Raw genomic sequence first — 22,655 nt, forward strand, 5'->3', positions numbered from 1 at the left:
CATCATGACCACGATCGCAGTTCTCGGAAACGGCCGCGTCGGCGGCAACCTGGCCACAGCCCTCACCCGGGCAGGGCATCGGGTGACCGTGGCGGACCGCACGCCGGGCGCCGCCGCCGACGCCGCCCGGACAGCCCAGATCGTCATCAACGCCACCCCCGGAGCCGGCTCACTGGAACGTCTCGCCGCCCTGCTCGAGGAACTGCACGGCAAGATCCTCATCGACGTCTCCAACGCCACCGTCGACGGACCGGACGGACTGCCCGCCGACCTGCTCTACCCCGGCTCCAGCCTCGCCGAACAACTCCAGGAAGCACTCCCCGAAACCCGCGTCGTCAAGACACTCAACACCATGCTCTTCCCGGTCATGACCGCGCCGGCCACGCTCACCCGGGCGCCCGACGTCTTCCTCTCCGGCGACGACCCGCAGGCCAAGCAGACCGCCCGCGAACTGCTCACCGACCTCGGCTGGCACACGGAGTGGATCACCGACCTCGGCGGAATCCAAACCGCCCGCGCCACGGAAGCCGCGATCCTGTTCGTGCCGCACGTGATCCGGTCCAGCGGATTCACGCCCTTCGCGATCTCGATCGCCCGCTGATCCGCACACGATGCACCGCCCCCGGCGGGCCCACATCCAGAGCGGATACGACAGCGCAGCCACGGCCGGCGATTCAGCGCCGGACGGCGACCTGTGGCCGCGGTTCCCGGGGCCGTCGGCCTCGCACCGAGGAATCGGCTCATCTCACGGCGGACGCGCTTGCGGAGCGGGTCGCGCGGGGCTCGAGCGGTTGCTGAGGGGACGTAGCTCTCGATGTGGTCGATCACCGCCGATACGGCATGTCGGTATGTGGTGTTTCGACCGGCGGACCTGGGACAGCAGCATGCCCTCTTGGATGGTGGCCAGCAGGGCCGTGGCCAGCAGGGTGACGTCGGCGCACTCGCTCGGCTCACCGCGAAGCCTGCATGCAGGCGAGCCCCGACCTGATGGGTGCTTCCCACCGCTCGAAGGACGCGGCAAGGTCGGTCCGGGCCAAGGTCGGTCTCGGCGAGTTCGCCGGCCAGCGAGCCGATCTCGCAGCCTCCTATCCACCCCGTGGCGTCCTGTCGGTCCGCCGCCCTGTCGCACCAAGCCGGCAGCGCGTCGATGCTGTCCAGGTTGTCCAGCAAGGGACTCTGCTGGTCGAGCTTGGTGTACGTCTGAAAGTCAACTACGGCCAGGACCAGGCCCTGCTTGTCGCCGAAGTAGTGGTAGATCTGCGACGCGCTGACCCCGGCAGCCGACTGGACGTCCGGGATGCTCGTACCCCCGACGCCGCGGTGGAACATCAGTTCCGCGGCGGCTTCGATGATGCGCTCACGGGTTTTCCGGCCGGGCTTGGTGAGTCGGCGCCCCTCCAGCCCTTTGACGTCTACAGGCGAGTTCATACGCGCACTTCCCCTCTGTGTCGTTCCGGCACCTCCAGGAAGGTCCTCATCATGTCCCTCGACCCCCAGATCGCTGCACTGCTCGAGAAGTTGGCCGAAGAAGGCGGACCGGCACCGGAGAGTCGAACGGTCGAGCAGAACCGCGACCTCGTGAGCAGCCTCTCCACCCTCGCGGGCGACGTCGAGCCGGTCGGCGGCGTGCACGACGCAGTGGCCGCCGCCGAGGGTCTCGAGGTCCCCGTCCGCATCTACGCCCCCGCCGCCGTCCCGCGCTCCGGGCCGCTGCCCGTGACGGTCTTCTTCCACGGCGGCGGATGGGCCCTCGGAGATCTGGACAGCCAGGACCACATCGCCCGCATCGTGGCCAACCGCTCCGGCACGATCGTCGTCTCCGTCGACTACCGGCTCGCGCCCGAACACCGCTTCCCGGCGGGGATCGAAGACGCCTACGCCGCGCTGACCTGGGTCGCGGCCAACGCCGGGAGTTTCGGCGGCGACGGGCAGAACATCGCGGTGTTCGGTGAGAGCGCCGGCGGCAACCTCGCCGCCGCCCTTGTGCAGGAAGCGCAGCGGCGCGGGGGACCTCACATCGCACTGCAGGTACTGGCGTACCCGGCGGTCGACCGGTTCGACGACAGCCCCTCCATGTACGAGAACATGGCCGGACCGCTGCTGAGCCGCAGCTGGCTCGAATGGTTCTGGGGCCTTTACCTCAACACGCCCGACGAAGGCGCCGACCTGCGCGTCTCACCGGCGCGTTCCGACGAATTGGCCGGGCTTCCTCCCGCCGTCATCGTCACCGCCGAACACGATCCGCTGCGGGACCAGGGTGACCGGTACGCGCAGATACTCGCCGCCGCCGACGTGCCGGTCAAGCACCTCCCGATCAAGGGTGCCACCCACGCTTTCTTCTCATTCACCGGGTCGGTGCAGCTCTCACGGGACGTCTTGAATCAGCTCGCAGATGCCGTGGCCACGGCCTTCAACCTCTGACCCGCCCAGCGTTGCCGCATGCCAGGCCCCCACCACGCGTGAGCGCGGCGGGAGACCTGGCGTCCCGCGAGTCGGCAACGGGCCGCCCCGACAAGAACTGCCACAGTGGCGGTCCCGAGGAAGATCGCGGTGGCGCTCGCGGGGGAGAGCGCCACCGGCGACGACGGGATCCGCGACGGGCTCGCCCGCCTCGGCGACCCACGTACGATCGCGGTGACCACCCTCAGAGGAGGCTCCCGCTCCGCAAGCGTCCCGAGGACGCACCGTCGTCACGTTGCTGGTGCTGGCAGGCCCCCTGACCTTCTACCTACCCCTCCTGGGCGGCGGCCCCGCCCTGATCGTCGCGCTCTGGTGGCTGTGGACCGCGCCTCAGTGGCGCAACCGGGACAAGGAGATCGGGACGATGGCCGCCCTCACGTCGCTGCTGTTCTGGGCAGTTCGTATGACGACGGGCTCGCGGGCGGGCCGGCGGAAGCCGTTCCAGGCTCACCAAGGGCCCCTGCCCGCCTCGACGGCTGAACCGCGGTCGTCTGATCGCGTGTACGTGTGGCGGTTCGGTGAACTGCTCGCAGGCACGTGGGTGCCCAGGGCGAGATGTCCGGCGCTGGTGACGCGCGAGCTGGTCACGGCGGCCGAGGCGGCGGCCCGGGGAAGGCTTCACCGGGTGGTCGACACGATGTCCCTGGCAGGTGAGGCGTGCCGATGACCTATGAGTGTTCGGCTTCGGCCTGACGGCGGCGGTATTCGGCCGCCCTGGTCACGTAGTTTTTGTGCTCCTGGGAGTGGTCCGGGGGAAGGTGCGGGGCGTCCGGGGACGTGGTGGCGAAGAAGCCCCGCAGTCCATTGTTGGACGCGGTGGCGAGCCTGCCCGACCGGGGGAACATCGTTGTTTCGTAGCGTGTGATGGCCTTGTCGATGGTGCCCTCCTTGACGATGGCGTGCGCGAGTTCGGCGCCGTCGAGGAGGGCGAGATTAGCGCCGTGTCCACCGAAGGGCGCCATCAGGTGGGCGGCGTCGCCGCACAGGGTGACGCCAGGGCGGTGGCTCCAGGTCAAGGGTGCGGGCAGGGCCCAGAAGGAACGCGGTACGTAGTCGCTGTCGTTGTCGGTCAGCAGCGGACGCATGGCCGCCGACCAGCCGCTGAACTCCTGCAGCAGAAAGGCGCGTACGGCGTCACGGGCGGCGAGGTCCACGCCGGCCTCGGTTGCCCATTCGGCTTCGGCGCGGAAAGCGATGTATCCGCGGACCACGTTGTTGCTGTTGCGTTGGACGATCACCGCACGGCCGGCGTTGTCGTTGGCGAACATGTGGCCGTCACCGACGAGCGCGGCGATCTTGGGGTGGCAGGTGTCGACGTCATCGAAGCGCACGTCAAGGAAACAGACTCCGAGGTACTGCGGCATCGCTTCGGTGAGCAGGGGACGGACCTTCGACCAAGCTCCGTCGGCGCCGATGACCAGATCTGCTTGCACATGGATGCCGTTGGCGAACTCCAGACGGTGTGTCCCGTCACCGGCCGGCGTTACCTCGAGCAGCTTGTGCCCCCAGCGGACGGTGCCAGGCTGGAGGTGTTCGAAGAGCATGGTGCGCAGCTGGCCGCGGTCGATCTCGGGGGCTGCCTTGTCGTCTTCGGCGGGGACGTACTCGGCCAGGACGGTGCCGTGGTGGTCCCGACGGGTCTTGGCCTGGCCTTCGACGCGGGCCAGCGCCAGGAAGGCGTCCATCAGGCCGGCGTCCTCCAGGGCGATCTGGCCGGCGTCGGCGTGCAGGTCGAGTGTGCCTCCCGGGTCGCGGGAGTCCACGGCGGAGTCGGCGTCGTAGACGGCTGGCTCGAAGCCGTATTGCTGGAGGATGCGGGCGCACATCAGTCCGGCGGGTCCCGCGCCGATGATCGCGATGCGGGGTGCGGTGATGGTCACGGGTGAGATTCCTTTTCTGTCGGGAGCGAACGCTCCGTGCGGTGCCGGGGCGCGCTGCCAGCGGTCGTCCCCCGACCGGCTTCGCCCGGGCGGAGGAGCACCGCCACCGTAAGTGAATCCGATAAGAAAGCACAACGGCTAAACTTAATTATCGGATGCGCTAGTGTGATGGCATGACCGAGATGGGGCGCCGCGAGCGCAAGAAGGCCGCCACCCGCCAGGCACTGGCGGACGCGGCGCTGAAGCTGTTCCTGGAGCGCGGCTACGACGCGGTCGGTGTGCGGGACATTGCCGAGGCCGCCGACGTTTCGGTGACCACGCTGTTCAAGCACTTCCCCGACGGCAAGGAAGCGCTGGTTTTCGACCAGGACACCGACCGCGAGGCCGCACTCGTCGCCGCCGTCCGCGACCGCCCCGCCGGCCAGACCATCCCCCAGGCACTGCGCGGACTCCTGCGCGAGGAACGCTCCCGCCAGGTCCGCACTGACCCCGGCTTCACCGACTTCCTCCGGCTCGTCGACACCACCCCGCCGCTGCGCGAGTATGGCCGCCGTATGTGGCTCCGCCACGAGAAGGCCCTGGCGGCAGCGATCGCCGCCGACACGGGCTTGCCCGCCGACGACCCCGGCTGTCAGGCACTCGCCCACTTCGCCCTCGACGCCGTCGCTCTCGTCCACGGACGTCATGACGCCGAGTCCGCCCTCGACCGGGTCTTCATCCTCCTCGACAGCGGCTGGAGTGGCATGACCCGTCCCGGCGGCGACGGCGGGAATGCTGGACATCCTTGAGTTCATTCAGAGGGGATGTACCTAGGTCACGAGCCGTACGCGATCAGGAACCGCCGACCCAGACTCAGCTTAGGAAGCCGGTGAGGCCGGCCCCCGCCTGCCGATGCCGAAGCCGTCATGGAACTTACGAGGGGGTCGTGCCGGTTGCCTGGGCGCCGGAATGGGTGGTGAACGGTGACCCGCGCCACCGCCGAGCGCCGGGCGGCCGGAACCGGACACCTCTGTCCGCCGTCTGCCCGGGTATGGACAGCCCGACGGAAGGGCGGACGGGGCGCGTGGGGCGTTCTCCGTGGACTTCACCGCTCCGGGCTCCTCAGCGCGAGGATTCGGCGTCTTGCGGCAGGTGTAGGACACACAGCTCGGCGACGGCTACCCGGGGCCCGTCTATAGTCCTGCCACGATCGCCGACCTCCGGATCAGGGCACGTGTCGCCAGGGTGCGGGACGTAATGCTCGGCGATCTCCACAACGTGCCGGCCCTCCGGACCGCCGACCCGCCGGGCGGTGATCAGGATCTGGTGGAACTGCACATGGTGCGGCGCGGTGCATGGGCAGTGGCCGGTCTTCCCGGTCTCCGCGACCACACCGTGCGGGCCGGGCAGTTCCTCGTCTCGCACATCGGACAGAAGCTGCCCGTCGAGCGGATGCCGCACACCACGGTGAGGTTCCTCCTCCTGCCCGCGGCGCTGTACACCCCTGTGCCCGGCAACCGGACCGTGACCGGGCCGGCGGACTCGCCCGAGATACGCCTGCTGGCGGCCCACACAGGCATGGTCCACGCCACCCTGGCCGACCTCGGTCCGGCCGGTGTGGATGCCGCCCGCAGCACGCTGATCGAGCTGGCCAAGGCGGTGGTGCTACGCCGGTTCTCGTCCAGGCCGCGAAGGACCTCGTCGTTCGCCGCCTGGCCGACGCCGAGTCATGTGCAGGTCCAGGCACTCGCCCTGGGCCGTGATGGTGTCGTCGGCGAGGTCCTCGACGAACCGCAGCGACCACATCAGCAACTGCTGCATCGTGGCCTCGGGAACGCAGCCCTGGCTGCTTCCGGCACCGGCGCCTCCGTGGTCTCCCGGCCCAGGCCAGAGGCTTCCCCATAGGCGCTTCGGCAGAGCGGACCGAACCTCCCCATCGGGCCAGTTCGTGGCCGATCGCGTTGTCAACGTCGACAAGAGACGATCGGGTGGGCCTCAGCACGACCCTTGGTTGACCTTCACCTTGGGGGAGGCCACAGCATCAGTGGGGCCGGGTGATGCGCTCGGCATGAGGAGGAGCGAGCATGGGGTTGCTGACCATCGGGGCGTTCGCGAAGGCGTCCCGGCTGTCGCCGAAGGCGCTGCGTCTTTACGACGAGCTCGGCCTGCTGACCCCTGCACGCGTCGACCCGGTGACCGGTTACCGCCTCTACGCACCGGACCAGTTGAACCAAGCCCGCCTGGTCGCCTGGCTCCGGCGCCTGGGCATGCCGCTGGCCCGCATTCAGCACGTCTGCGCGCTGGATGCGGGCCCGGCGGGCCAAGAGGTCCGCGCGTTCTGGGCCCAGGTCGAGGCCGACACTGCCGCACGGCGCGACCTTGCCACCTTCCTCATCGACCACCTGTCACGGAAGGACCCCGCCATGTCCCCGACCGCCAAGTCACTCTCAATCCGTTACGCCGCTCTTTCCGACAAGGGTCTCGTCCGCGAGAGCAACCAGGACACCGCGTACGCGGGATCCCGGCTCCTCGCTGTCGCCGACGGCTGCGGAAGCCAAGGAGCCCCTGCCAGCGCAGCCGCCATCGACGCGCTCAAGCACCTCGAAACCGACAGCGTCCCGGCCGGCAACCTCCTCAACGTCCTCGAAGACGTCATCGAACAGGCCAAGCAGGCCGTGCACGACGTCGCCGGGACGGGCTCTGCATCCGAAGGCACCGGCACGACACTCACCGCGATGCTCTGGACCGGATCACAGTTGGCCCTCGTCCACATCGGCGACTCCCGCGTCTACCTCCTGCGCGGCGGAGAGCTGTTCCAGATCACCCACGACCACACCATGGTCCAGTCGATGGTCGACGAAGGACGCCTCAGCCCGGAAGAAGCCGCCTCCCACCCCCAACGGTCGCTCTTGGTGCGGGCCCTGGGCCCAGGAGCCGACACCACCCCCGACATGCGCCTCCACGACGCCCAGCGCGAAGATCGGTATCTGCTCTGCTCCGATGGCCTGTCGACCGTCGTGCCGAGTCAAGACATCCACCGAGTGCTCTCCGAGATCAGCGAACCCGAGCAGGCTGTCCACGAACTCATCGCCCTCGCCAACAGCTCCGGCGGCCCTGATAACGTCAGCTGCGTAGTCGCCGACGTCATGGAGCTCCAGCAGTAGGAGCGAGCGGCATGCACCTCAATCTGCACCAGATCCGCTCTCAGGTACTCATCCGCGAAGCTGACGAGTACCGACTCGCCCGACAAGCCAGGGGGGCCAAGCTGGCTGCCCAGACCGGGGCAACCAGAACATTGCGACCTGCCCCCCGGCGCCTGCTGTCCTGGCTCCGCGGCTGAACATCATGCTGTCTGTAGTTGAGCGGGACGCTGCCCACCACCTGTCCCGCTCAATCACAGGCAGCGCAGGTCACCGCTCCGGCAAAGTTGAGAAAGAACGAGGGCGAGGTCGGCGTAGTGGTCCTCGGTGAGCGCCAGAGGCATGCGCGGGTGGACGTGGCCGGCTGCGTCGGTGGCCTCGGTGGTGATGATGGTGCAGGTCATCAGCCAGGCGGCCGGGTCATCGTCCTGGGTGACCGCGGGGTCGCGCCAGTACTCGTACAACCCGGCGAGCGCCATCACCCGGTCGTCCTCGGGGTGGATGAAATACGGCTGCTTGCGCGCCTTGCCGGTGACCGGGTCCTTGCCCGGCACCCACTCGAAGAAGCCGTCCGCCGGAAGCAGACAGCGCCGCTTGACGAACGCACGGCGGAACGCCGGCTTCTCATGCACGGTCTCCACCCGGGCGTTGATCGTCGTCCGTGATGACGACCAGGCGCAGCCGGGGCACCCCGTTCCTGTCCATGCAGTCACCGTACGAAGCGAGAACAGCCGCCGGGAGCCCCACCGCTGAGTTCCTCCTCAGCTGCGACGCGACCTGTCCGTATCGAGGGCCCGGCGGAGCGCATCCACCGGGTACGGAGTCTCCCTATTCTCGTCCTGGACCTTGCCGTAGAAGTCCGTCATCACTGCGGCGAGCGGTGCATGGCGGGAGAGGATCGCCCTGGCCACTTGCGGTCCGCCCGGCGGGTCCTCCCCATCCGCACATGCCCGAATGAGTGCCTCGCGTTCTTTCCGCTCGTATCCGTAAAGCTTCGTGATCAGCCTGTTCACCAGCCAGCTGCGCGTGTAACAGCGATCGTAGGTCCTGTGCAGTTCGAAGAAGCTGGTCTCGGACGGTGACAGATCGAATTGGGAGGAGAGGGCGAGGCCGTAGTCGGCGAAGTAAAGGCGTCGGCCGTCGACCAGGATGTTTTGAAAATGGGCGTCGAAGTGCAGCAGCCCACGAGCGTTCATGAAGGACGTGCCGGCCTCCAACTCGCCCTCCACCAGAGAACAAGCCCGGTCGGCAGACTCTTCACCAGCCTGTACCTGCTCGGTAAGCCACTCGTCGAGCGTCTGAGGGATGTACTCCAGAAACAGCGCCAGGCTCGCAGAGGACTGCTGAAGGGCCTCGATACGACGGCGCACCTCCGGCCCGCCTCCCCAATAGTCCACGGCCCGCTCCACGTCCGGGAGTTCCCCCGCAAGCACGGACGTGTCTGGCAGCACCCGCCAGTGGTACATCAGCGGAAACCCCTGGTACTGCCCTCCAAGAACCCAGTTCGTCGTCATGGTGTGAATGGCAAGCTCCCGCCACGCCCCGAAACTGGGCCCGACCGGCCCCGGCCCACCCACGCCGTACTGACAGAAGGTGGGAAGCTTGAACAGGTTGGCCGTAGACCGCACATGCTCCGGAAGAAGCTCCATATCCGTGAGCGGCACCCGCTTCACGAAGACCGGCTTCCCGCCGACCTCCAGCAGCGCGGACCTTCCGCCGATACCGGAGCCGAGCGGCACGGCCCGGTCCACAAGCTCGCCCAACTGGCGATCACTTCGCAGGGCAAGTGACGTGGAGACAGTGCTGTAGGCGGCCAAGCGCGCGACTTCCGACTTGCCGGGACGCTCGACCGCTACGGGCATCGGAATGCCGACCTCTTTTTCGTCATGTACGCGAGTGTCCACCAGCTGCCTAAGCACTGTACGTGAACATCGATGACGAGGAGTTGCAGTCAACTACACTGTCATGACCGGCTCAGGAACAGGCACTGAGCCGTTCGCGCTGTCCCGCTACGACGAGTCGCTCGCCTTCGGGGCCTCACACGCCGAGGCCCGTTGTCACTGCGGCTTGAGGCGGTCAGTGGGGAGTGAGGCAGGTTTCGAGGGCGGTTCGCTGTTGTGGGGGCAGGTGGTCGCCGAGGGGGACTGTGCGGGGGCTGTGATCGCCCTCGCAGATCCAGCTCTGCTCATCTGTGTCGAACCACCAGTCCTCGGCGCCCCACATTGGGTGGCCCTGAAGCAGGTGTCTGGCCAACGCCTCGCTCGTCTCGGGCGCACCATGAGCGACCAGAGCCTCGACTACCGCCGTCACGGCTTCCTCCGTAACCGCAGTGTCGCCGAGAACAGGCAGAAGGAGGAGACGGGCGTGTGGGTCCGTAACGCCCGCGGCACCCGGTGGTGCCTCCAGCAGGGCTGCGAGCTCGGGCCAGCACAGCCCGGGTCCGACGCGGTCCTGATCGTCGCTGGCCAGGACGAGATCCTGGCTCCAGTCGGGATGGGTGAGGAAGTAGTCCGTGGTCGTGAACTCCTCGCCGCTGTTGAAGTGCGCGACGATCGCGAAGCCGCCGGCCAGCGGAACCGTGAACCTGGGCCACGCGGACGAGTCGTGGAGCGTGTCCAGCATGGCGTCGGCGTCGCCCGCGTCCGATCCAAAGGCGTCCGGCGCGAACCCCTCAGCCAGGTCCGCCAAGTACGCAGGCCCAAAGCCCGGCCCGTCCAATAGCGGATGCCCGTCCACGACGGGTGAAGAGGAGTACCAGTGCCGTGCCATCACCATGCCGGGATTCTCTCCAAGTGCGGTCGGAACTGTTCGAAGACCCCGGCCCTTACAGCCGACCGGCTTGACGGCGTAGCAATGTCGTCGAGAAGTTGCATGCCGGCACTCTCGCTGGTCGTGCACGGCTGGGCCGAGCGGCCCGCACGTCCCGCGCCCAGCGCCGTCACGTACGCCTGGAGTACCGCAGGACGGGGTGGGGGTGGCGACGGCCATTGCTGTACCTGTGAGGGCGGGAGCCGTGTCCCTCAGCCCTCGAAGGCGTACACCGCGAAGTCCGCGACCTCCCGGTAGCCGAGTCGTTGGTAGAGCGCGTTGCTCGTCGGATTCGCCAGGTCGGTGAAGAGGAGCACCTCTGCCGCGCCCCGCTCCAGGGCGGCACGGCTCACCTCGGCCGTCACCGCGCCCGCGTAACCGCGGCCCCGCAGGTGCGCCGGGGTGTAGACGGGGGCCACGCGCACCTGGCCGGCGATCTTTGGGGTCGCGCCCGCCATGGAGACGGGGGTGCCGTCGGGGGTCTCCCAGAGGGTGATGCCGCCGTAGGCGAGGCGGGCGTCGGCCCACTCGCCCGGCTCCCTGCCCATGCGCAGGCCCGCCGCCTCGACGAACTCGTCGTGCCAGCGCGTCAGCAACTCCCGGTCACCGGCCGCGGCGACCCGTGCGTGGCCGGCCGGCAGCGGTTCGGGTACGGCCAACTCGGCCAGCCGGTACAGGCGCTGGCGTTCGTCGAGGCCGGCCGTCACCCCGGTGCGCCGCCGCCACGCCTGGGCGAAGGCCTCGGCCGTGTCCCGTTCGGCGCTGACGTGGGTCACCGGGTGTTCCAGGCCGGCCAGGCGGTCGGCCAGGGCCGCGGCGTCCCCGGCGGCGAGCGGGGTGAGGTTGAGGGCCTGCGGCGGGGTGTGGAACAGGACCGCCCGTACGCCGCCTTGGGCGTCTGCGAGTGTGCCGAAGAGCGGGGCCCCGTCGCCGTAGACGTGCAGGCCCTGCCGGCGCAGCGTGTCCGTCACGGACAGCGGGACCGTGTGCAGGGCCGGCCGGGAGCGCAGGAAGCCGGTGGCGCGGGTGAGGAAGTCGTCGAGGTCATGGGTGAGGTGCCAGGCAGCGGGATCCATGCCGACATGGTCCCGGTCTCACCGGCGGCCGGGACACCGGTTTTCCGTGCGGCGGCAGGGCCGGCACCCTGGACGACTCCCTCACATGCCGAGTTCTCGTAGTGCGTCGAGTTGTTCGGGGGTGAGCTTGTCGCGTCTCGCGCGGGTGTTCGATGTCCATACGCCGAGCTTGTGGTGGTGCTCCTGGCCGTCGAGGACGACGCGTTCGACGTGTCCCCTCGGCACGGGCCGTTCCGTGCCTTCGCGTGCGATCCACTGTGTGAGGGCGGCGAGGCCGCGTTGGAACGTCTGCTGCGTCTTGCTCGGCCCCTTTGCCGCACGCGATGCTGCCGGGGCGGGAGACGGAGCCTCCTCTGTGCGCGCTGGTACGGGCCGTCCCGACAACCCGGGCGTGCAAGTTCTGCAACCCGTTGGACCGGTGCACCGCGGGCGAGCAGCCACTGCCGCTCCCGTCCCGCCGCGCGCGGGGGAGCCCGCGCCGAGGACTGGCCGGGCCCGCCTCCTTGTCGAGGCCGTCTTCCAGGGGGCGTCCGACTCGCTGGTGGTTCCGCTCGGGTCAGGCGAGGGCGTTGCGCAGGTAGGCGGGTAGTGCCTGGCAGATGGCTGGATCCGCGCTCCAGGCGGGGTCGGCGAGTTGGCCGGGTGTGATGACGGCTTGGTCGCCGTTGTCGGTGCGGACGACGACGCGGAACGTTTCACCTCGGGTGGAGCGGCCGGCGAGGTACGCGGCGAGGACGGCCTGGCCCACGTCGGTGGGGTTGGCGACGGTGGTCGCGCGGCCGAAGTCTTTGCAGATCCATACGCCGCTGAACCGTTCGTGCATCAGGATTTCCCACCGCACGCAGCAGGGCATGTCTTCGCGGTACACGACCGCGATCATGCCCTCACCAGCCTGCCTCGCACACCGCTACCTGCCGGTACTGGCCAGAAGCGCACCTTTTCCCAGCCGAGACGGCCGGTTCACCCCAGCGCCCAGTGCCCTTCACTCCGCATTGCACGAACGCCCCGGGGCGGGCACCGAACCCTTCAAGGATCACCGCCATTAGACGCCATTTCAGTTGGCGTGATCTTGCGGCAGTCTGGGGTGATGACTGCTGCGCTTGTCGAGCGGATGGCGCCGGAAGATCTGTGGACGTTGTTCCAGCGGGTGGTGCCGCCGGCGCCGGTCCGCCCTCAGGGTGGAGGGCACCGGCGGCGAGGGGACCGGGAGGTGCTAGCCGCGATCATCTTCGTGGCCACCTCAGGCTGCACCTGGAACCAGTTGCCACCAGGCTTCGGGCTATCGGGCGTGACGGCCTTCCGCCGGTTCACCGAGTGGACCGAGGCCAGGGTGTGGGCCAAGCTCCACCGCCTGGTCCTGGATGAACTCGGTTCCCGGGGTGAGCTGGACTGGTCGCGGTGCGCGATCGACTCGGTCAGCGTCCGAGCCCTCAAAGGGGGCAGCTGACGGGACCGAATCCGACCGACCGTGGCAAGAAGGGCTCGAAAATCCACCTCATCGTCGACCGCCAGGGACTGCCCCTGTCGATCGGCATCTCCGCCGCCAATCTCCACGACAGCCAGGCCCTCATCCCGCTGGTCTGCGGCATACCACCCATCCGCTCGCGTCGCGGCCCTCGACGCCGGCGGCCCGGCAAGCTGCACGGTGACAAGGGCTACGACTATCGGCACCTGCGGCAATGGCTCGCTTCCCGCGGTATCCGGCACCGCCTCGCCCGCAAGGGCATCGAGTCCTCCCAGCGGCTGGGCCGGCACCGCTGGGTGGTGGAGCGGACCATATCCTGGCTGTCCGGCTGCCGCCGCCTGCACCGCCGCTACGAGCGCAAGCCGGAACACTTCCTTGCCTTCACAGCCATCGCCGCGACGCTCATATGCCACCGCCCACTAGCCAAGTGAAATGGCGTCTTTTAGTGGCCAGCTTCGGAAGGCCTTCAGGGACCGGCTGCGGGGCGGATGCCGAAGGGTGAGCGGTTCGTCCTGCCGGCGCCCGCCGGGGCGGACGAGGCGGTGACACTCGGCCTCGTGTCATGGACGAGTGTCCATGTATAGTGGACACCTGTCCATTATGCTTAAGGGTCAGGAGACCTCGATGGGGATAACGGCGAACGTGCTGGTGGGGCTTGTGGCCGCGTTGCACGCCTACTTCCTGGTTCTGGAGATGTTCCTGTGGGAGAGGAGGCCGGGTCGCAGGCTCTCCGGCTTCGACGCGGCCATGGCCCGTGCCAGCGCCCCGCTCGCCGCGAACCAGGGCCTCTACAACGGCTTCCTGGCCGCCGGGCTGGTCTGGGGACTGATCGCGGACGATCCGACCGGTTTCCGAGTCCGGGTCTTCTTCCTCGCCTGCGTGCTCGTCGCCGGGCTGTACGGCGGACTCACCACCAACCGGCGGATCCTCGTCGCCCAGGCCGCGCCCGGCGCCCTGGCGCTCGCCGCCGTCCTGCTCGTCCGGTGACCGACGTGCCAGCGGATCCCCGCACGGCACGGACCCGCGCCAAACTGCACCGCGCGCTGCTGGAAGAGTGCACGCACAGTCCGCTGGCGGCGGTCAGCGTCACCGCCGTGGTACGCCGGGCGGGAGTCGGCCGAGCCACGTTCTACCTCCATTACGGCGACCTGGAGGCACTCGCCGTCGACGCCTGCGCCGACATCGTCCGCGAAGCCGTCGACGCACTGCACGCCTGGCGCGGCACACCAGATCCCGGGAAGCCTCCGCCCGCCCTCCTGGCCTTTTTCGACAGCCTCGCCTCACAGGCCGGGCCCTATCGTGAACTGCTGAGTCCGGGCGGCGGCGGCCCCCTCGGCCACGTACTCCACCGGGATCTGCGCGCCCGCAGCCACACCGAGCGCACCCTGGCCGGTGTGCCGGCGCCGGACCTGTTCGCCTCTGCCGTGGCCGCCACCTTCGTCGGGGTCCTCGCCGACTGGCTCCACGGCCTCATCGAGGCGACTCCGGACCAGATCGCGCAACGGATCTGGCGCCTGCTCATCAACCTGCACCGCACCCCGATGTCCTGACCAGCCGCTCTGCCCCAATGGCCGTTTCCCCCCGCAGGGTTCGCCGGCCTGCGCCGGGGCGGGACGAGAACGCCGCCGGGGTCTCGCCCGTGCCGGCGACCGTGCACCGGGACTGAACGGTCCCCGGTGATCCTGACGGACGGTTCCCGGCCTGTAGTTGGCTGCGGGCATGCGTATGGAGATGATGACCGCGGGCAGGGTCGCGGCGTCCCAGCCGGACGTTCCGGAGCTGTGGGACCGGGCGTGTGCGCTGACGGTGATCGATGCGATCCTGGACCGTCCGGGGACCGCCGGCTACACGCTGTACCCGTCGGGGCGCTGTGCCGGCGCGGGCCCGGTCGTGCACCTCCTCGCCGACGGCGAGCGTTCGGTGGGCGTGCACGTCCACGAAGGCCTCGGAACACTGGTGCAGGCGTGGTCCATGGGCGCGAGCTTCTACCTCGACGGCCTCGGTTGCGACAAGGACGCCGCGGACGAGGCGGCCTGGGACGAGTTACTGCTGCAGGTGCCGGCCGGGCTTCGCGGGTGCCTGTGGCACGGACACGAGGAGCCCGGCGCGCACAGCCATCCCGTCCACGCGGAGAAGGGGCACATGCCCGGCGCCTCGGCGGTGTGGTGGCGGCAGCCCGGTGAGACCGCCTGGCGGACACTGGACTTCGGTTCGCCGAGCGGCTCCTGGCGCGAGTACCTCGGCACACACGGCGGTGAGGGCGATCACGCGGGTGCCGTGCTGGACGATCTGGTCGGCGAGGCGGAGAGCCTGACCCGCATGCCGAAGGGGGGCGACCCCCTCTCGTCGGCGACGGCCGACGCCGTCCGGCACATACTGGCGAAGCGTCCGCTGACCGAGGAGGTCGTCCGGACGCTCAACCCCGGGTAGCGCCTCGCCGGCATCGCGGACCGTGCCGTCGCGGCCGGATTCCGGATCGCCCCCGCCGCCGGCACCCTGCCACCGCACAGTGGCTGATCGTCGGCGAGGGCGGCGCATGGCCATGGACGGCCGGCCGGTTCGCCATCGAGCCCGACCGCACGGGCCACTGCCGTATCACGGTCCGGCAGCCGGGCGAGGCTCTCCGGCCGATGGCACCACCGCGGGGGCCTTGGAGACCCGGGACGGGCGCCACCGTCCTCCGGGGCGTTCCTGTCCCCCCGATCCGTGTGAGGTCCGATCATGCATACCGAACCCGTCACCAGCGGAGCCGACTTGGACGCCCTCGTCGCGCGTCTCGCCTCGGGCGAGCGCACCTGGGCGCACACCCCCCTGTCCGAACGGCGCGAGCTGCTCCTCCGGGTCGCCGCCGCCACGGCGGCCGTGGCCGACCGGTGGGTGCGGACCGCGGCGGAGATCAAGCGGCTCCATCATGCCTCGCCCGCGCTCGGAGAGGAGTGGCTCAGCGGCCCGTACGCGGTGCTCACCTACATCGATGCACTCCAGGAAACCCTGCGGCGTCTGGATGAGAAGACCGACGTGCTGGAGGGCATCCCTGTCACCCCGGCCCCCGGAGGCCGGCTCGCGGTCCGGGCCCTGCCGCACGACGTCTTCGACCGCCTGCTCCTCAGCGGCATCCACGCCGAGGTCTGGACGATGCCCGGCGTCACCGAACAACAGCTGCGGGCCGGAGCCGGACTGGGGCAGAGAATACCGGAGAAGACCCATGGTGTGGCCCTGGTCCTCGGAGCCGGGAACATCTTCTCCATCCCGCCGCTGGATGTGCTCTACCAGCTCTACGCCGAGAACCGCACCACCGTCCTCAAGCTGAACCCCGTCACCGCCCCCCTGACCGAGGTCTACCGGTCGGTGTTCCGGCCGCTCACCGACCGGGGACTGGTCGACATCGTCAACGGCGGCCCCGAGACGGGCGCGGCCCTCGCGGAGCACTCGGGGATCTCGGCGGTCCACATGACCGGCGGCGAGGCCACCCACGACGCGGTCGTCTGGGGGACGGGCGACGAGGCGACCAACAGGGCAGCAGGCACACCCAGGCTGGCCAAGCCGATGACCAGTGAACTCGGCGGCGTCGCCCCGGTCATCGTCCTGCCCGGCGAGTGGTCCGCCGCGGACCTGCGCCACCAGGCCGAACACGTCGCCGCCATGCGGCTGCACAACGGCGGCGCCAACTGCGTCGCCGGCCAGATCCTCGTTCTCAGCTCCGACTGGCCTCAGAAGCGGGCCTTTTTCGCCGCCCTGCGTCGGGCACTCGCCACAACGCCCATGCGCACTGCGTGGTATCCCGGAGGCGAAGCCCGCGTCCAGTCCGCGCGCGACCTCCACCCCGGCTTCGAACAGCCCGGCGGCACGACCGAGCGCACCCTTCTCATGAGCCTGGATCTCAGCGACGGGACGGAGTCGGCCTTCTCCACCGAGTACTTCGGACCGGTCCTGGGCGTCACCGAACTGCCTGGCTTTGGCGCTGACTTCCTCGACGCCGCGATCGCCGCCGCCAACGAAAGGCTGCACGGCACCCTCGGTGCCAACCTCTCGTCCACCCGAACACGATCAAGGCTCTCGGCAACCGGTTGCCGTAGGCGGTCGCCGCCCTGCGCTACGGCACGGTCGCGATCAACGCCTGGACCGGCGTCGGCTACGGCACACCCCGCGCCACCTGGGGCGCTTTCCCCGGACACACCCTCGACGACGCGCAGAGCGGCATCGGTGTCGTCCACAACGCCCTGCTCCTGGCCGACACCGAGCGCACCGTCGTCACGGGCCCCTTCCGTACCCCGCTCGCTGCTGCTCGGTGAGACGTCTCTCGCCCCGAAGCCCCCGTGGTTCGTCACCAATGGGACGGCCGCCCGCACCGGCAGACTCCTCACCGGGTTCGCCGCCCGTCCGCGTTGGCGCGCGCTGCCCGCGATCCTGGCATCCGCCCTGCGCGGCTGACTTTCGCGGACGTGCTGGTAGACGACCGCCACCGGGGAGTCACCGACGAAGGGCGGCCGTACCGTCAGCAGCTCATAGAGCAGGCAGCCCGTCGAGTACAGGTCCGAACGGGCGTCCACCTGCTGGCCCTTCGCCTGCTCCGGCGACAGGTACTGGGCCGTGCCGATGACGGCCGCCGTCTGGGTCATGGTCATGCCGGAGTCGCCCATGGCCCGGGCGATGCCGAAGTCCATCACCTTGACCTGGCCGTTGCGGGTCAGCATGACGTTGGCCGGCTTGATGTCACGGTGGCCGATGCCGCTGCGGTGGGCGTACTCCAGGCCTCGGAGGATGCCGACGGTCATCTCCATCGCGCGCTCGGGCAGGAGCTTGCGACCGGAATAGAGCAGTTCACGGAGCGTGGAGCCGTCGACGTACTCCATCACGATGTACGGGATCGAGACCCCGTCGATGTAGTCCTCGCCCGTGTCGTAGACCGCGACGATCGCGGGATGGTTGAGCGAGGCGGCCGACTGGGCCTCCCGGCGGAACCGGGCCTGGGAGAAAGGGTCGCGTGCCAGATCGGCGCGCAGGGTCTTCACTGCCACGGTGCGGCCGAGGCGGGTGTCATGCCCGAGGTGCACCTCCGCCATGCCACCACGACCGAGCACCTGGCCCAGCTCGTACCGGCCGCCGAGGCCATGCGGCTCTGCCATGGATCCCTACCAGCCCTCTCCGTCGGTCCCGGCCTCACGAACGTGTGCGACCCCGAGCAGTTGCCTTCCCCCACCGTGCCGGCCGCGCCCTGCGCCCGCTGGGGTCGAGGTTCGCAGGTGCCCTCGCCCGGTCACAACCGGCTGTTTCGCGCGGCAGATGTCCGTGGACCGGGCCGTCCGGGTGCCTCGCCCTGCTCGGCGTTGCTGCCGCGACCCTCGCATCCCACCGCCGGACCGCCGGAACGAACGCGTGCCGCATCCGAAACCGTTCACCGGATGCGAGCGATCACGTTCCGGGCCGGGGCCTCCGTCGGAGCGTCTGCCGGTATACGACGACGGGGGGAGCGCGCGGCGATCTGGTAGAGGCCTCCGCTGTTCAGGCCCGCGAGGTCGAGGGCGACCAGGGGGAATCCGGCCGTGCGTACGGCTTCCAGCACCTCGGTGGCCCATGACGAAGTTGCGCAGGGTCGGCGAGCCCGGTGACGCCGCCCGGGTCATGGCTTTCCTGGCCTCGGACGACGCCCGTTTCGTCACCGGAGCCTCGATCCCGGTCGACGGTGGCCCGTCCGTAAGGCCGGCGACCGCGGCGGACCGTGGACCACCGATGCCCCCGCACGACCCGGCAGCACCCGGTGCGCTCCCTCCTCGGGGCCGGCCGATGTCCCGAGGGCTGGAGTGTGTGCCCTCCAGCCTGCCCGGACAGCGGGGTGAGCCCTGGTGGCTGCTCTCTACGATCCGTTCGCAAGCAATCCGCACATGAGCTGAATCCCGTTCGCGCGGGGACAGCCGAGGGGAGCGTGGCCATGTACAACGATGCGAGGCTGGACGACTTCGTGGCGTACAGCCGCCGTGACGCGAACAGCGTCCTGTACCGGCTTTCCCAGCTGGACGGGGAAGTGGCACGGCAGCTCGACTGGATGATGGGTCGGAGCATCGGCCAACTGGACGCGGACGGCGATGAAATGCGCAGGTCGCTCTCGGCCGACGTCGTGATCGTCATGCACCAGTCGATGTCCAGGATCGAGATGTGCCATGGGACGGTGCCTCCTGAGGCGGAGCAGGTCTTCAGGGACGCGAGCCACCTGGCCGACATCAGCTATCAGTGAGCACTCTTCAGTGAGGTCACCGGTCGGGTCAGTGTCCCAGCCGCAGTCTCTCCGCCAGGGCCGCGCGGGCCTCGTATGTCCAGTGCGGGTACAACTCGTCCGGCCGGCCGTCCTCCGTGAGCCAGTGATGCGTCCGCACACTGTCCCGCAGGGCCGTGTGGTCGGCGTGCCGGACGAACTCGGCGAAGTGAGGAGCGTCCGGGGTGCCGTTGGCCAGCAGGATGTGCTGCAGCCGTTCGCCGACGACGGTCCGGGCCGTCTGCGTGGGCCACGCATGATGCTCGTTGAGCCCTCTCTCGCCGAGCAGGCCCTGCTCGTAGCCGGTACGCAGGAAGTCGACGTCCCCTGCCATGGCGGCGAAGTCGGTGTACGTCCTCTCCTCGGCCGGGACCGGATGCGTGTCCGCACCGGGCGGGCCGCCGGCCGGTGCGGCGTCACTCAGCGCCGCCCATGTCGCCTCGTCGACGTGCAGCACGCCCTCGGGCGTCAGTGTCCACCTGCCCTGCACCTCGTGGCGGGCCCCGTGCACGTCGCAGACAAGCGGGCCCGCATAGGCGAAGCAGCCGTTGGCCACACCGTCGAACGTGACGCTCTCCAAGGGAAGGTGGAGCGGGTTCTGTAACCAGAGGCCCTCGGCCGCGGCCAGCCACGGGCCCGCGTCCATGGCCCGCAGCGCGTTGAACCAGACCTGCTCGGCGGCCGGCGGAACCCGGCCTGGGCGGTCGCCCCGACGCAGTTCCTCGTGGTGCGCCAGGAGCCGTGCGGCGGCGTCCCTCCGCTCGTCGCCGTCCGCGCTCTGCCCAAGGGGCTGTGGATGCCGCAACTCATGGATGTGCACGGCCGTGTTCGCCAGCTGGACCACCGCGGCGGCCGCACCGGCGGCGTGCCCGAGAGGCACGCTCACGTCCGCCACGGTGTCGAGGGCCGTGTGCAGCGCCCGCCCCGGCGAGAGCGCGTGGGCGACCGTGCCCGCCTGACGCCCGGCGCAGGCCAGGAACCTGACGGCCGACGTGGGCGCCGACACCCGTTCGGCCAGGTGGCCGGCCCGGGTGTCCGGGGACAGTCCGATGTGGTCGAGGATCTGCTGGTCGGTGTGCACGGAGTGCCGAACGGTGGCCTCGACACAGATCGTGTCGACGGCGGCCAGCAGACCCGCGATTCCCGACAGCGCCGCCGCGACCGCTGCCGCTGGGGTGAACGCGAGCACCGCGGAAGCCGAGAGCAGCACCGTGCGGACGGCTTCGCCGGCGACCCGCAGGCGCTGGAGATCGGCGTGGAACAGTTCCAGGCGCCTGCGCTCCAGTTTCCGCCCCTGCCGTTGCAGGTCCTTGCGCACATGGGCGAACCAGTTCGACACGGTCCGGGCGAACTCCTCGTCGGCCCGGTACATGGCGGCGTACGTCTCGTCCACGGCCGGCTGGCCGGCCTGGTAGTGCGCGGCCCGCCACGACCGTACGGCCGAGCGGCAGTCGGTGCACGCCCTCAGCAGGGCATCGTGCGGAACGAGCGCGGTGCTCCCGTCCCCGTGGGCGAACACCTGGATGCAGCGGACGCTGGTCTCCGTCAGCTCCGCGGCCCACAGAGTCAGCCGCTGGGCGGTGTCATGGATGGTGTCGGCGATCTGCTCGGGCGGCACGCCGTCGGCCGGCCGCGCCGCCCGGAAGCCGTTCGTGCCGCGGTCCGGGGCCGGCGGACCCGTCTGCCTGCCGTACTCCCGCACGAAATGGTGCAGTTGGGGCTCCACGCGTGCCAGGACCTGCTGGTACCGGTGCGGTGCGGCACGGTTGTCCCGGCCCGCGCCGTGCAACGGGTGCCTGAGGTCCGACGCGGCCCCTTCGAAGGCGTCCGGGTGCGCCGCGAGCCAGTCGACGTCGGCGGTCAGTGCCGCGGTCTCGGGCCGCCCGGCGAGGAAGGCCCGGAGGCAGCGGCCCCACGGGCTGCCGTGGCTCAGGTAGGGCGGCAGGCTCGTCGGTGGTGCACCGCCGGGTAACGGGCCCGGTGGTAACCAGGAGCGGGAGGACGTCATGGCGGCAATCACCTCGCCGGGTCGACCGGGCGAGGCGGGCGGACGGCACCGTCGCGGCGCCCCGCGCATCCCGGGCCGGTGTGCGGGTTCCGGTGTGTCCGGATCGCAGGTGATGCTTCCAGCGTTCCGCTGCTCGTAACCGTGTCCTTCAGGCAGTGATCCGGGCAGGCGCCTGCTGCCCCATGATGCGCACGGGGACCGGCGGGGCACCCAGGCGGCCGCTGACCGGGCCGGGCGGTGGACGCCGCGCTCCGCTCCTGCCCAGCGCCGCCGGACCGGAAGGGCCCCATGGCGGCGTCCGCAACCGCGCGCCATTCATGAGCGCTTCGTACCGCGGCACCCGGGCGACCCGCTCTTGGAAGGACGGGGGTGTTTCCGCCTCTTCCCCCCCGGCATCTGCCGGCGGGCAGGGCGGGGAGGGGTTCGGCCAGTCGCCGGATCCGTTCCTTGACGGATCATCACCGTTGCTTCTATCTTCCGCCGCCATGGCAGACAACTCGAGTGATCGGCCGAGGAGCCTCGCACGACGTACGGCGCTCGCCGTCGGCGCGGGGGCGCGGTGCTGGCCGCCGGAAGCGGTCGTGCCGCCGCCGCGGCGGACGCCCAGGCCCCGGACACCCAGGCCGGTGCGGGTGCGCAGGACCTCGACCCGACACCCGGAGTGATGACGCTCTTCAAGGATCCGGGCCTCAACTTCAACGCACTCCTTGCCCTCGGGGCGTCCACCACGGGCGCCGCCGAAGTGGGCGAAGTGGTCACGGCTGTCAACGCGGTCAACGCGGCGGGCCCGTCCGCGCAGACGTACGTCGAGACCTTCAAGAACCTCGGCGACCAGCTCATGACCCAGCACAGCAGCAGTGACCAGACCATCCGGTTCCGTGCCCTGCGGGCCGCGCAGTACTACGGCCAGGCACTCTTCTTCGCCCTCGGCTCCGACAAACCGGGCCAGGAGCGGCATCTCTACTGGGCGGGGCGTCATGCCTGGGACAAGTTCTGCGGACTGTGCGATCCGGTGCCGGTGACGGACCACGTGCCGTACCGCGACACCCCGATGCCCGTCTGTTTCTTCCGGCCCGACAGGTCGAACCGACGACGCCCCACGGTCATCCTGACCAACGGCAGCGACGGACAGAACGTCGACATGTGGACGTACGGCATTCCGGCGGCGCTGAACCGGGACTGGAACGTCCTCATCTACGACGGGCCCGGACAGGGGCAGTTGCTCTTCGAGGAGCGCGTGCCCTTCACACCCACCTGGGAGAAGGCCGTCGGCCCGCTGATCGACTGGCTTTCCCGGCGGCCGGAGGTGAACCCCAGGAAGATCGCCCTCACCGGTCTCAGCCTGGGCGGCAACCTGGTTCCCCGGGCGGCCGCCTTCGAGCCCCGGCTCGCCGCGGCGGTGGCGATGCCGGGATGCGTGGACCCCTGGCGGGCCTACCCCGCGGAACTCCGGCAGATCCTCCTGCCCAGCAAGGAGGCGACGAACGACATCTGTGAGGCGTCCCCCGGAGTGTGGACACGGGGGTTTATGCCGCGAGGGTGAGTCTATGCTCTGCCCGATGCTGCTGTTCGAATTCGACGGGTGAGAG

The 22,655-nt window shown here is 69.8% G+C and carries 20 protein-coding genes and 4 pseudogenes; 14 read left to right on the forward strand and 10 right to left on the reverse strand.

What is annotated here, in order from left to right:
• Positions 1 to 4: 4 nt before the first annotated feature.
• On the forward strand, positions 5 to 601 hold the full coding sequence (locus ACZ7FF_RS42590; RefSeq protein ID WP_470819825.1) for an NADPH-dependent F420 reductase: 597 nt from the start codon (positions 5 to 7) through the stop codon (positions 599 to 601).
• Positions 602 to 1,272: 671 nt separating this feature from the next.
• On the opposite strand, the pseudogene ACZ7FF_RS42595 reads toward ACZ7FF_RS42590, so the two are convergent.
• Positions 1,273 to 1,428: pseudogene (locus ACZ7FF_RS42595) on the reverse strand (TetR/AcrR family transcriptional regulator); the annotation flags it as partial.
• A 51-nt stretch (positions 1,429 to 1,479) separates the two neighbouring features.
• On the opposite strand from ACZ7FF_RS42595, the gene ACZ7FF_RS42600 reads away from it, so the two are divergent.
• Entirely contained in the window at positions 1,480 to 2,421 is a 942-nt protein-coding gene (locus tag ACZ7FF_RS42600; protein WP_470819852.1) for an alpha/beta hydrolase, read from the forward strand.
• A gap of 274 nt (positions 2,422 to 2,695) precedes the next feature.
• On the forward strand, positions 2,696 to 3,127 hold the full coding sequence (locus ACZ7FF_RS42605) for a hypothetical protein (RefSeq protein ID WP_470819826.1): 432 nt from the start codon (positions 2,696 to 2,698) through the stop codon (positions 3,125 to 3,127).
• A gap of 1 nt (position 3,128) precedes the next feature.
• Here ACZ7FF_RS42605 and ACZ7FF_RS42610 read toward each other — a convergent pair whose 3' ends face one another.
• Positions 3,129 to 4,340 (reverse strand): FAD-dependent oxidoreductase, encoded by a 1,212-nt coding sequence (locus ACZ7FF_RS42610; protein ID WP_470819828.1) that lies wholly within the window; start codon positions 4,338 to 4,340, stop codon positions 3,129 to 3,131.
• A 182-nt stretch (positions 4,341 to 4,522) separates the two neighbouring features.
• Here ACZ7FF_RS42610 and ACZ7FF_RS42615 point away from each other — a divergent pair, with 182 nt between their 5' ends.
• From ACZ7FF_RS42615 to ACZ7FF_RS42625, 3 genes are all read left to right on the forward strand, one after another.
• The gene (locus ACZ7FF_RS42615; protein ID WP_470819853.1) at positions 4,523 to 5,128 is read left to right on the forward strand and encodes a TetR/AcrR family transcriptional regulator; all 606 of its coding nucleotides are present in this window, start codon (positions 4,523 to 4,525) and stop codon (positions 5,126 to 5,128) included.
• Between the two features lie 448 nt (positions 5,129 to 5,576).
• Positions 5,577 to 6,224, forward strand: a complete 648-nt coding sequence (locus tag ACZ7FF_RS42620; protein WP_470819829.1) for a hypothetical protein — start codon at positions 5,577 to 5,579, stop codon at positions 6,222 to 6,224.
• 179 nt (positions 6,225 to 6,403) lie between these two features.
• Entirely contained in the window at positions 6,404 to 7,483 is a 1,080-nt protein-coding gene (locus tag ACZ7FF_RS42625) for a MerR family transcriptional regulator (protein ID WP_470819831.1), read from the forward strand.
• A 290-nt stretch (positions 7,484 to 7,773) separates the two neighbouring features.
• Here ACZ7FF_RS42625 and ACZ7FF_RS42630 read toward each other — a convergent pair.
• The 6 genes and pseudogenes from ACZ7FF_RS42630 to ACZ7FF_RS42655 all read right to left on the reverse strand — a co-directional run.
• A pseudogene (locus tag ACZ7FF_RS42630) lies at positions 7,774 to 8,136 on the reverse strand (SOS response-associated peptidase); the annotation flags it as partial.
• A gap of 84 nt (positions 8,137 to 8,220) precedes the next feature.
• A complete protein-coding gene (locus tag ACZ7FF_RS42635) occupies positions 8,221 to 9,321 on the reverse strand; it encodes a protein kinase family protein (RefSeq protein ID WP_470819854.1) in 1,101 nt (366 codons plus the stop codon).
• Between the two features lie 214 nt (positions 9,322 to 9,535).
• Positions 9,536 to 10,234: a hypothetical protein gene (locus ACZ7FF_RS42640; protein ID WP_470819833.1), complete on the reverse strand. Its 699-nt coding sequence runs from the start codon at positions 10,232 to 10,234 to the stop codon at positions 9,536 to 9,538.
• Positions 10,235 to 10,479: 245 nt separating this feature from the next.
• The gene (locus ACZ7FF_RS42645; protein WP_470819835.1) at positions 10,480 to 11,343 is read right to left on the reverse strand and encodes a GNAT family N-acetyltransferase; all 864 of its coding nucleotides are present in this window, start codon (positions 11,341 to 11,343) and stop codon (positions 10,480 to 10,482) included.
• A gap of 81 nt (positions 11,344 to 11,424) precedes the next feature.
• Positions 11,425 to 11,694: pseudogene (locus ACZ7FF_RS42650) on the reverse strand (helicase associated domain-containing protein); the annotation flags it as partial.
• A gap of 205 nt (positions 11,695 to 11,899) precedes the next feature.
• On the reverse strand, positions 11,900 to 12,211 hold the full coding sequence (locus ACZ7FF_RS42655; protein WP_470819837.1) for a hypothetical protein: 312 nt from the start codon (positions 12,209 to 12,211) through the stop codon (positions 11,900 to 11,902).
• 219 nt (positions 12,212 to 12,430) lie between these two features.
• Between ACZ7FF_RS42655 and ACZ7FF_RS42660 the strand changes: the two genes are divergently transcribed.
• The 5 genes from ACZ7FF_RS42660 (at position 12,431) to ACZ7FF_RS42680 (ending at position 17,239) form a co-directional block, all read left to right on the forward strand.
• Positions 12,431 to 13,239, forward strand: a protein-coding gene (locus tag ACZ7FF_RS42660) for an IS5 family transposase (protein ID WP_470819839.1) whose coding sequence is annotated in 2 segments (ribosomal slippage) — positions 12,431 to 12,778 and positions 12,781 to 13,239 — 807 coding nt in all. Because the reading frame shifts where the segments join, the coding sequence is not laid out codon by codon here.
• Between the two features lie 193 nt (positions 13,240 to 13,432).
• Positions 13,433 to 13,795: a DUF1304 domain-containing protein gene (locus ACZ7FF_RS42665; protein WP_470819840.1), complete on the forward strand. Its 363-nt coding sequence runs from the start codon at positions 13,433 to 13,435 to the stop codon at positions 13,793 to 13,795.
• Between the two features lie 5 nt (positions 13,796 to 13,800).
• The gene (locus ACZ7FF_RS42670) at positions 13,801 to 14,358 is read left to right on the forward strand and encodes a TetR/AcrR family transcriptional regulator (protein WP_470819855.1); all 558 of its coding nucleotides are present in this window, start codon (positions 13,801 to 13,803) and stop codon (positions 14,356 to 14,358) included.
• A 169-nt stretch (positions 14,359 to 14,527) separates the two neighbouring features.
• Positions 14,528 to 15,238 carry a hypothetical protein gene (locus ACZ7FF_RS42675; protein ID WP_470819841.1) on the forward strand — a complete coding sequence of 237 codons (711 nt, stop codon included), beginning with the start codon at positions 14,528 to 14,530 and terminating at the stop codon, positions 15,236 to 15,238.
• A 291-nt stretch (positions 15,239 to 15,529) separates the two neighbouring features.
• Positions 15,530 to 17,239, forward strand: coding sequence for an aldehyde dehydrogenase family protein (locus tag ACZ7FF_RS42680; RefSeq protein WP_470819843.1), 1,710 nt, complete (start codon positions 15,530 to 15,532; stop codon positions 17,237 to 17,239).
• Between the two features lie 2 nt (positions 17,240 to 17,241).
• Here the strand turns inward: ACZ7FF_RS42680 and ACZ7FF_RS42685 are convergent.
• Positions 17,242 to 17,934, reverse strand: a pseudogene (locus ACZ7FF_RS42685) (protein kinase domain-containing protein); the annotation flags it as partial.
• 448 nt (positions 17,935 to 18,382) lie between these two features.
• Between ACZ7FF_RS42685 and ACZ7FF_RS42690 the strand changes: the two are divergent.
• Together ACZ7FF_RS42690 and ACZ7FF_RS42695 are read left to right on the forward strand one after the other, a co-directional pair.
• Complete coding sequence (locus tag ACZ7FF_RS42690; RefSeq protein WP_470819845.1) at positions 18,383 to 18,694, forward strand: SDR family oxidoreductase; 312 nt, start codon at positions 18,383 to 18,385, stop codon at positions 18,692 to 18,694.
• A 43-nt stretch (positions 18,695 to 18,737) separates the two neighbouring features.
• A complete protein-coding gene (locus tag ACZ7FF_RS42695) occupies positions 18,738 to 19,040 on the forward strand; it encodes a hypothetical protein (RefSeq protein ID WP_470819847.1) in 303 nt (100 codons plus the stop codon).
• A 28-nt stretch (positions 19,041 to 19,068) separates the two neighbouring features.
• On the opposite strand, the gene ACZ7FF_RS42700 is transcribed toward ACZ7FF_RS42695, so the two are convergent.
• On the reverse strand, positions 19,069 to 21,066 hold the full coding sequence (locus ACZ7FF_RS42700; RefSeq protein WP_470819849.1) for a hypothetical protein: 1,998 nt from the start codon (positions 21,064 to 21,066) through the stop codon (positions 19,069 to 19,071).
• A gap of 559 nt (positions 21,067 to 21,625) precedes the next feature.
• Between ACZ7FF_RS42700 and ACZ7FF_RS42705 the strand changes: the two genes are divergently transcribed.
• Positions 21,626 to 22,609 carry an alpha/beta hydrolase family protein gene (locus ACZ7FF_RS42705; protein ID WP_470819850.1) on the forward strand — a complete coding sequence of 328 codons (984 nt, stop codon included), beginning with the start codon at positions 21,626 to 21,628 and terminating at the stop codon, positions 22,607 to 22,609.
• Positions 22,610 to 22,655 lie beyond the last annotated feature (46 nt).

The sequence above is a fragment of the Streptomyces sp. NPDC037126 genome (assembly GCF_055605965.1).

What these genes read in the sequence shown, in the direction of transcription:
- ACZ7FF_RS42625 (WP_470819831.1), top strand. Translation starts at nt 6,404, where the DNA reads ATGGGGTTGCTGACCATCGGGGCGTTCGCGAAGGCGTCCCGGCTGTCG.
- ACZ7FF_RS42675 (WP_470819841.1), top strand. Translation starts at nt 14,528, where the DNA reads ATGCGTATGGAGATGATGACCGCGGGCAGGGTCGCGGCGTCCCAGCCG.
- ACZ7FF_RS42620 (WP_470819829.1), top strand. Translation starts at nt 5,577, where the DNA reads ATGCTCGGCGATCTCCACAACGTGCCGGCCCTCCGGACCGCCGACCCG.
- ACZ7FF_RS42700 (WP_470819849.1), bottom strand. Translation starts at nt 21,066, where the DNA reads ATGACGTCCTCCCGCTCCTGGTTACCACCGGGCCCGTTACCCGGCGGT.
- ACZ7FF_RS42680 (WP_470819843.1), top strand. Translation starts at nt 15,530, where the DNA reads ATGCATACCGAACCCGTCACCAGCGGAGCCGACTTGGACGCCCTCGTC.
- ACZ7FF_RS42645 (WP_470819835.1), bottom strand. Translation starts at nt 11,343, where the DNA reads ATGGATCCCGCTGCCTGGCACCTCACCCATGACCTCGACGACTTCCTC.
- ACZ7FF_RS42665 (WP_470819840.1), top strand. Translation starts at nt 13,433, where the DNA reads ATGGGGATAACGGCGAACGTGCTGGTGGGGCTTGTGGCCGCGTTGCAC.
- ACZ7FF_RS42615 (WP_470819853.1), top strand. Translation starts at nt 4,523, where the DNA reads ATGGGGCGCCGCGAGCGCAAGAAGGCCGCCACCCGCCAGGCACTGGCG.
- ACZ7FF_RS42600 (WP_470819852.1), top strand. Translation starts at nt 1,480, where the DNA reads ATGTCCCTCGACCCCCAGATCGCTGCACTGCTCGAGAAGTTGGCCGAA.
- ACZ7FF_RS42590 (WP_470819825.1), top strand. Translation starts at nt 5, where the DNA reads ATGACCACGATCGCAGTTCTCGGAAACGGCCGCGTCGGCGGCAACCTG.
- ACZ7FF_RS42635 (WP_470819854.1), bottom strand. Translation starts at nt 9,321, where the DNA reads ATGCCCGTAGCGGTCGAGCGTCCCGGCAAGTCGGAAGTCGCGCGCTTG.
- ACZ7FF_RS42695 (WP_470819847.1), top strand. Translation starts at nt 18,738, where the DNA reads ATGTACAACGATGCGAGGCTGGACGACTTCGTGGCGTACAGCCGCCGT.
- ACZ7FF_RS42640 (WP_470819833.1), bottom strand. Translation starts at nt 10,234, where the DNA reads ATGGTGATGGCACGGCACTGGTACTCCTCTTCACCCGTCGTGGACGGG.
- ACZ7FF_RS42690 (WP_470819845.1), top strand. Translation starts at nt 18,383, where the DNA reads ATGACGAAGTTGCGCAGGGTCGGCGAGCCCGGTGACGCCGCCCGGGTC.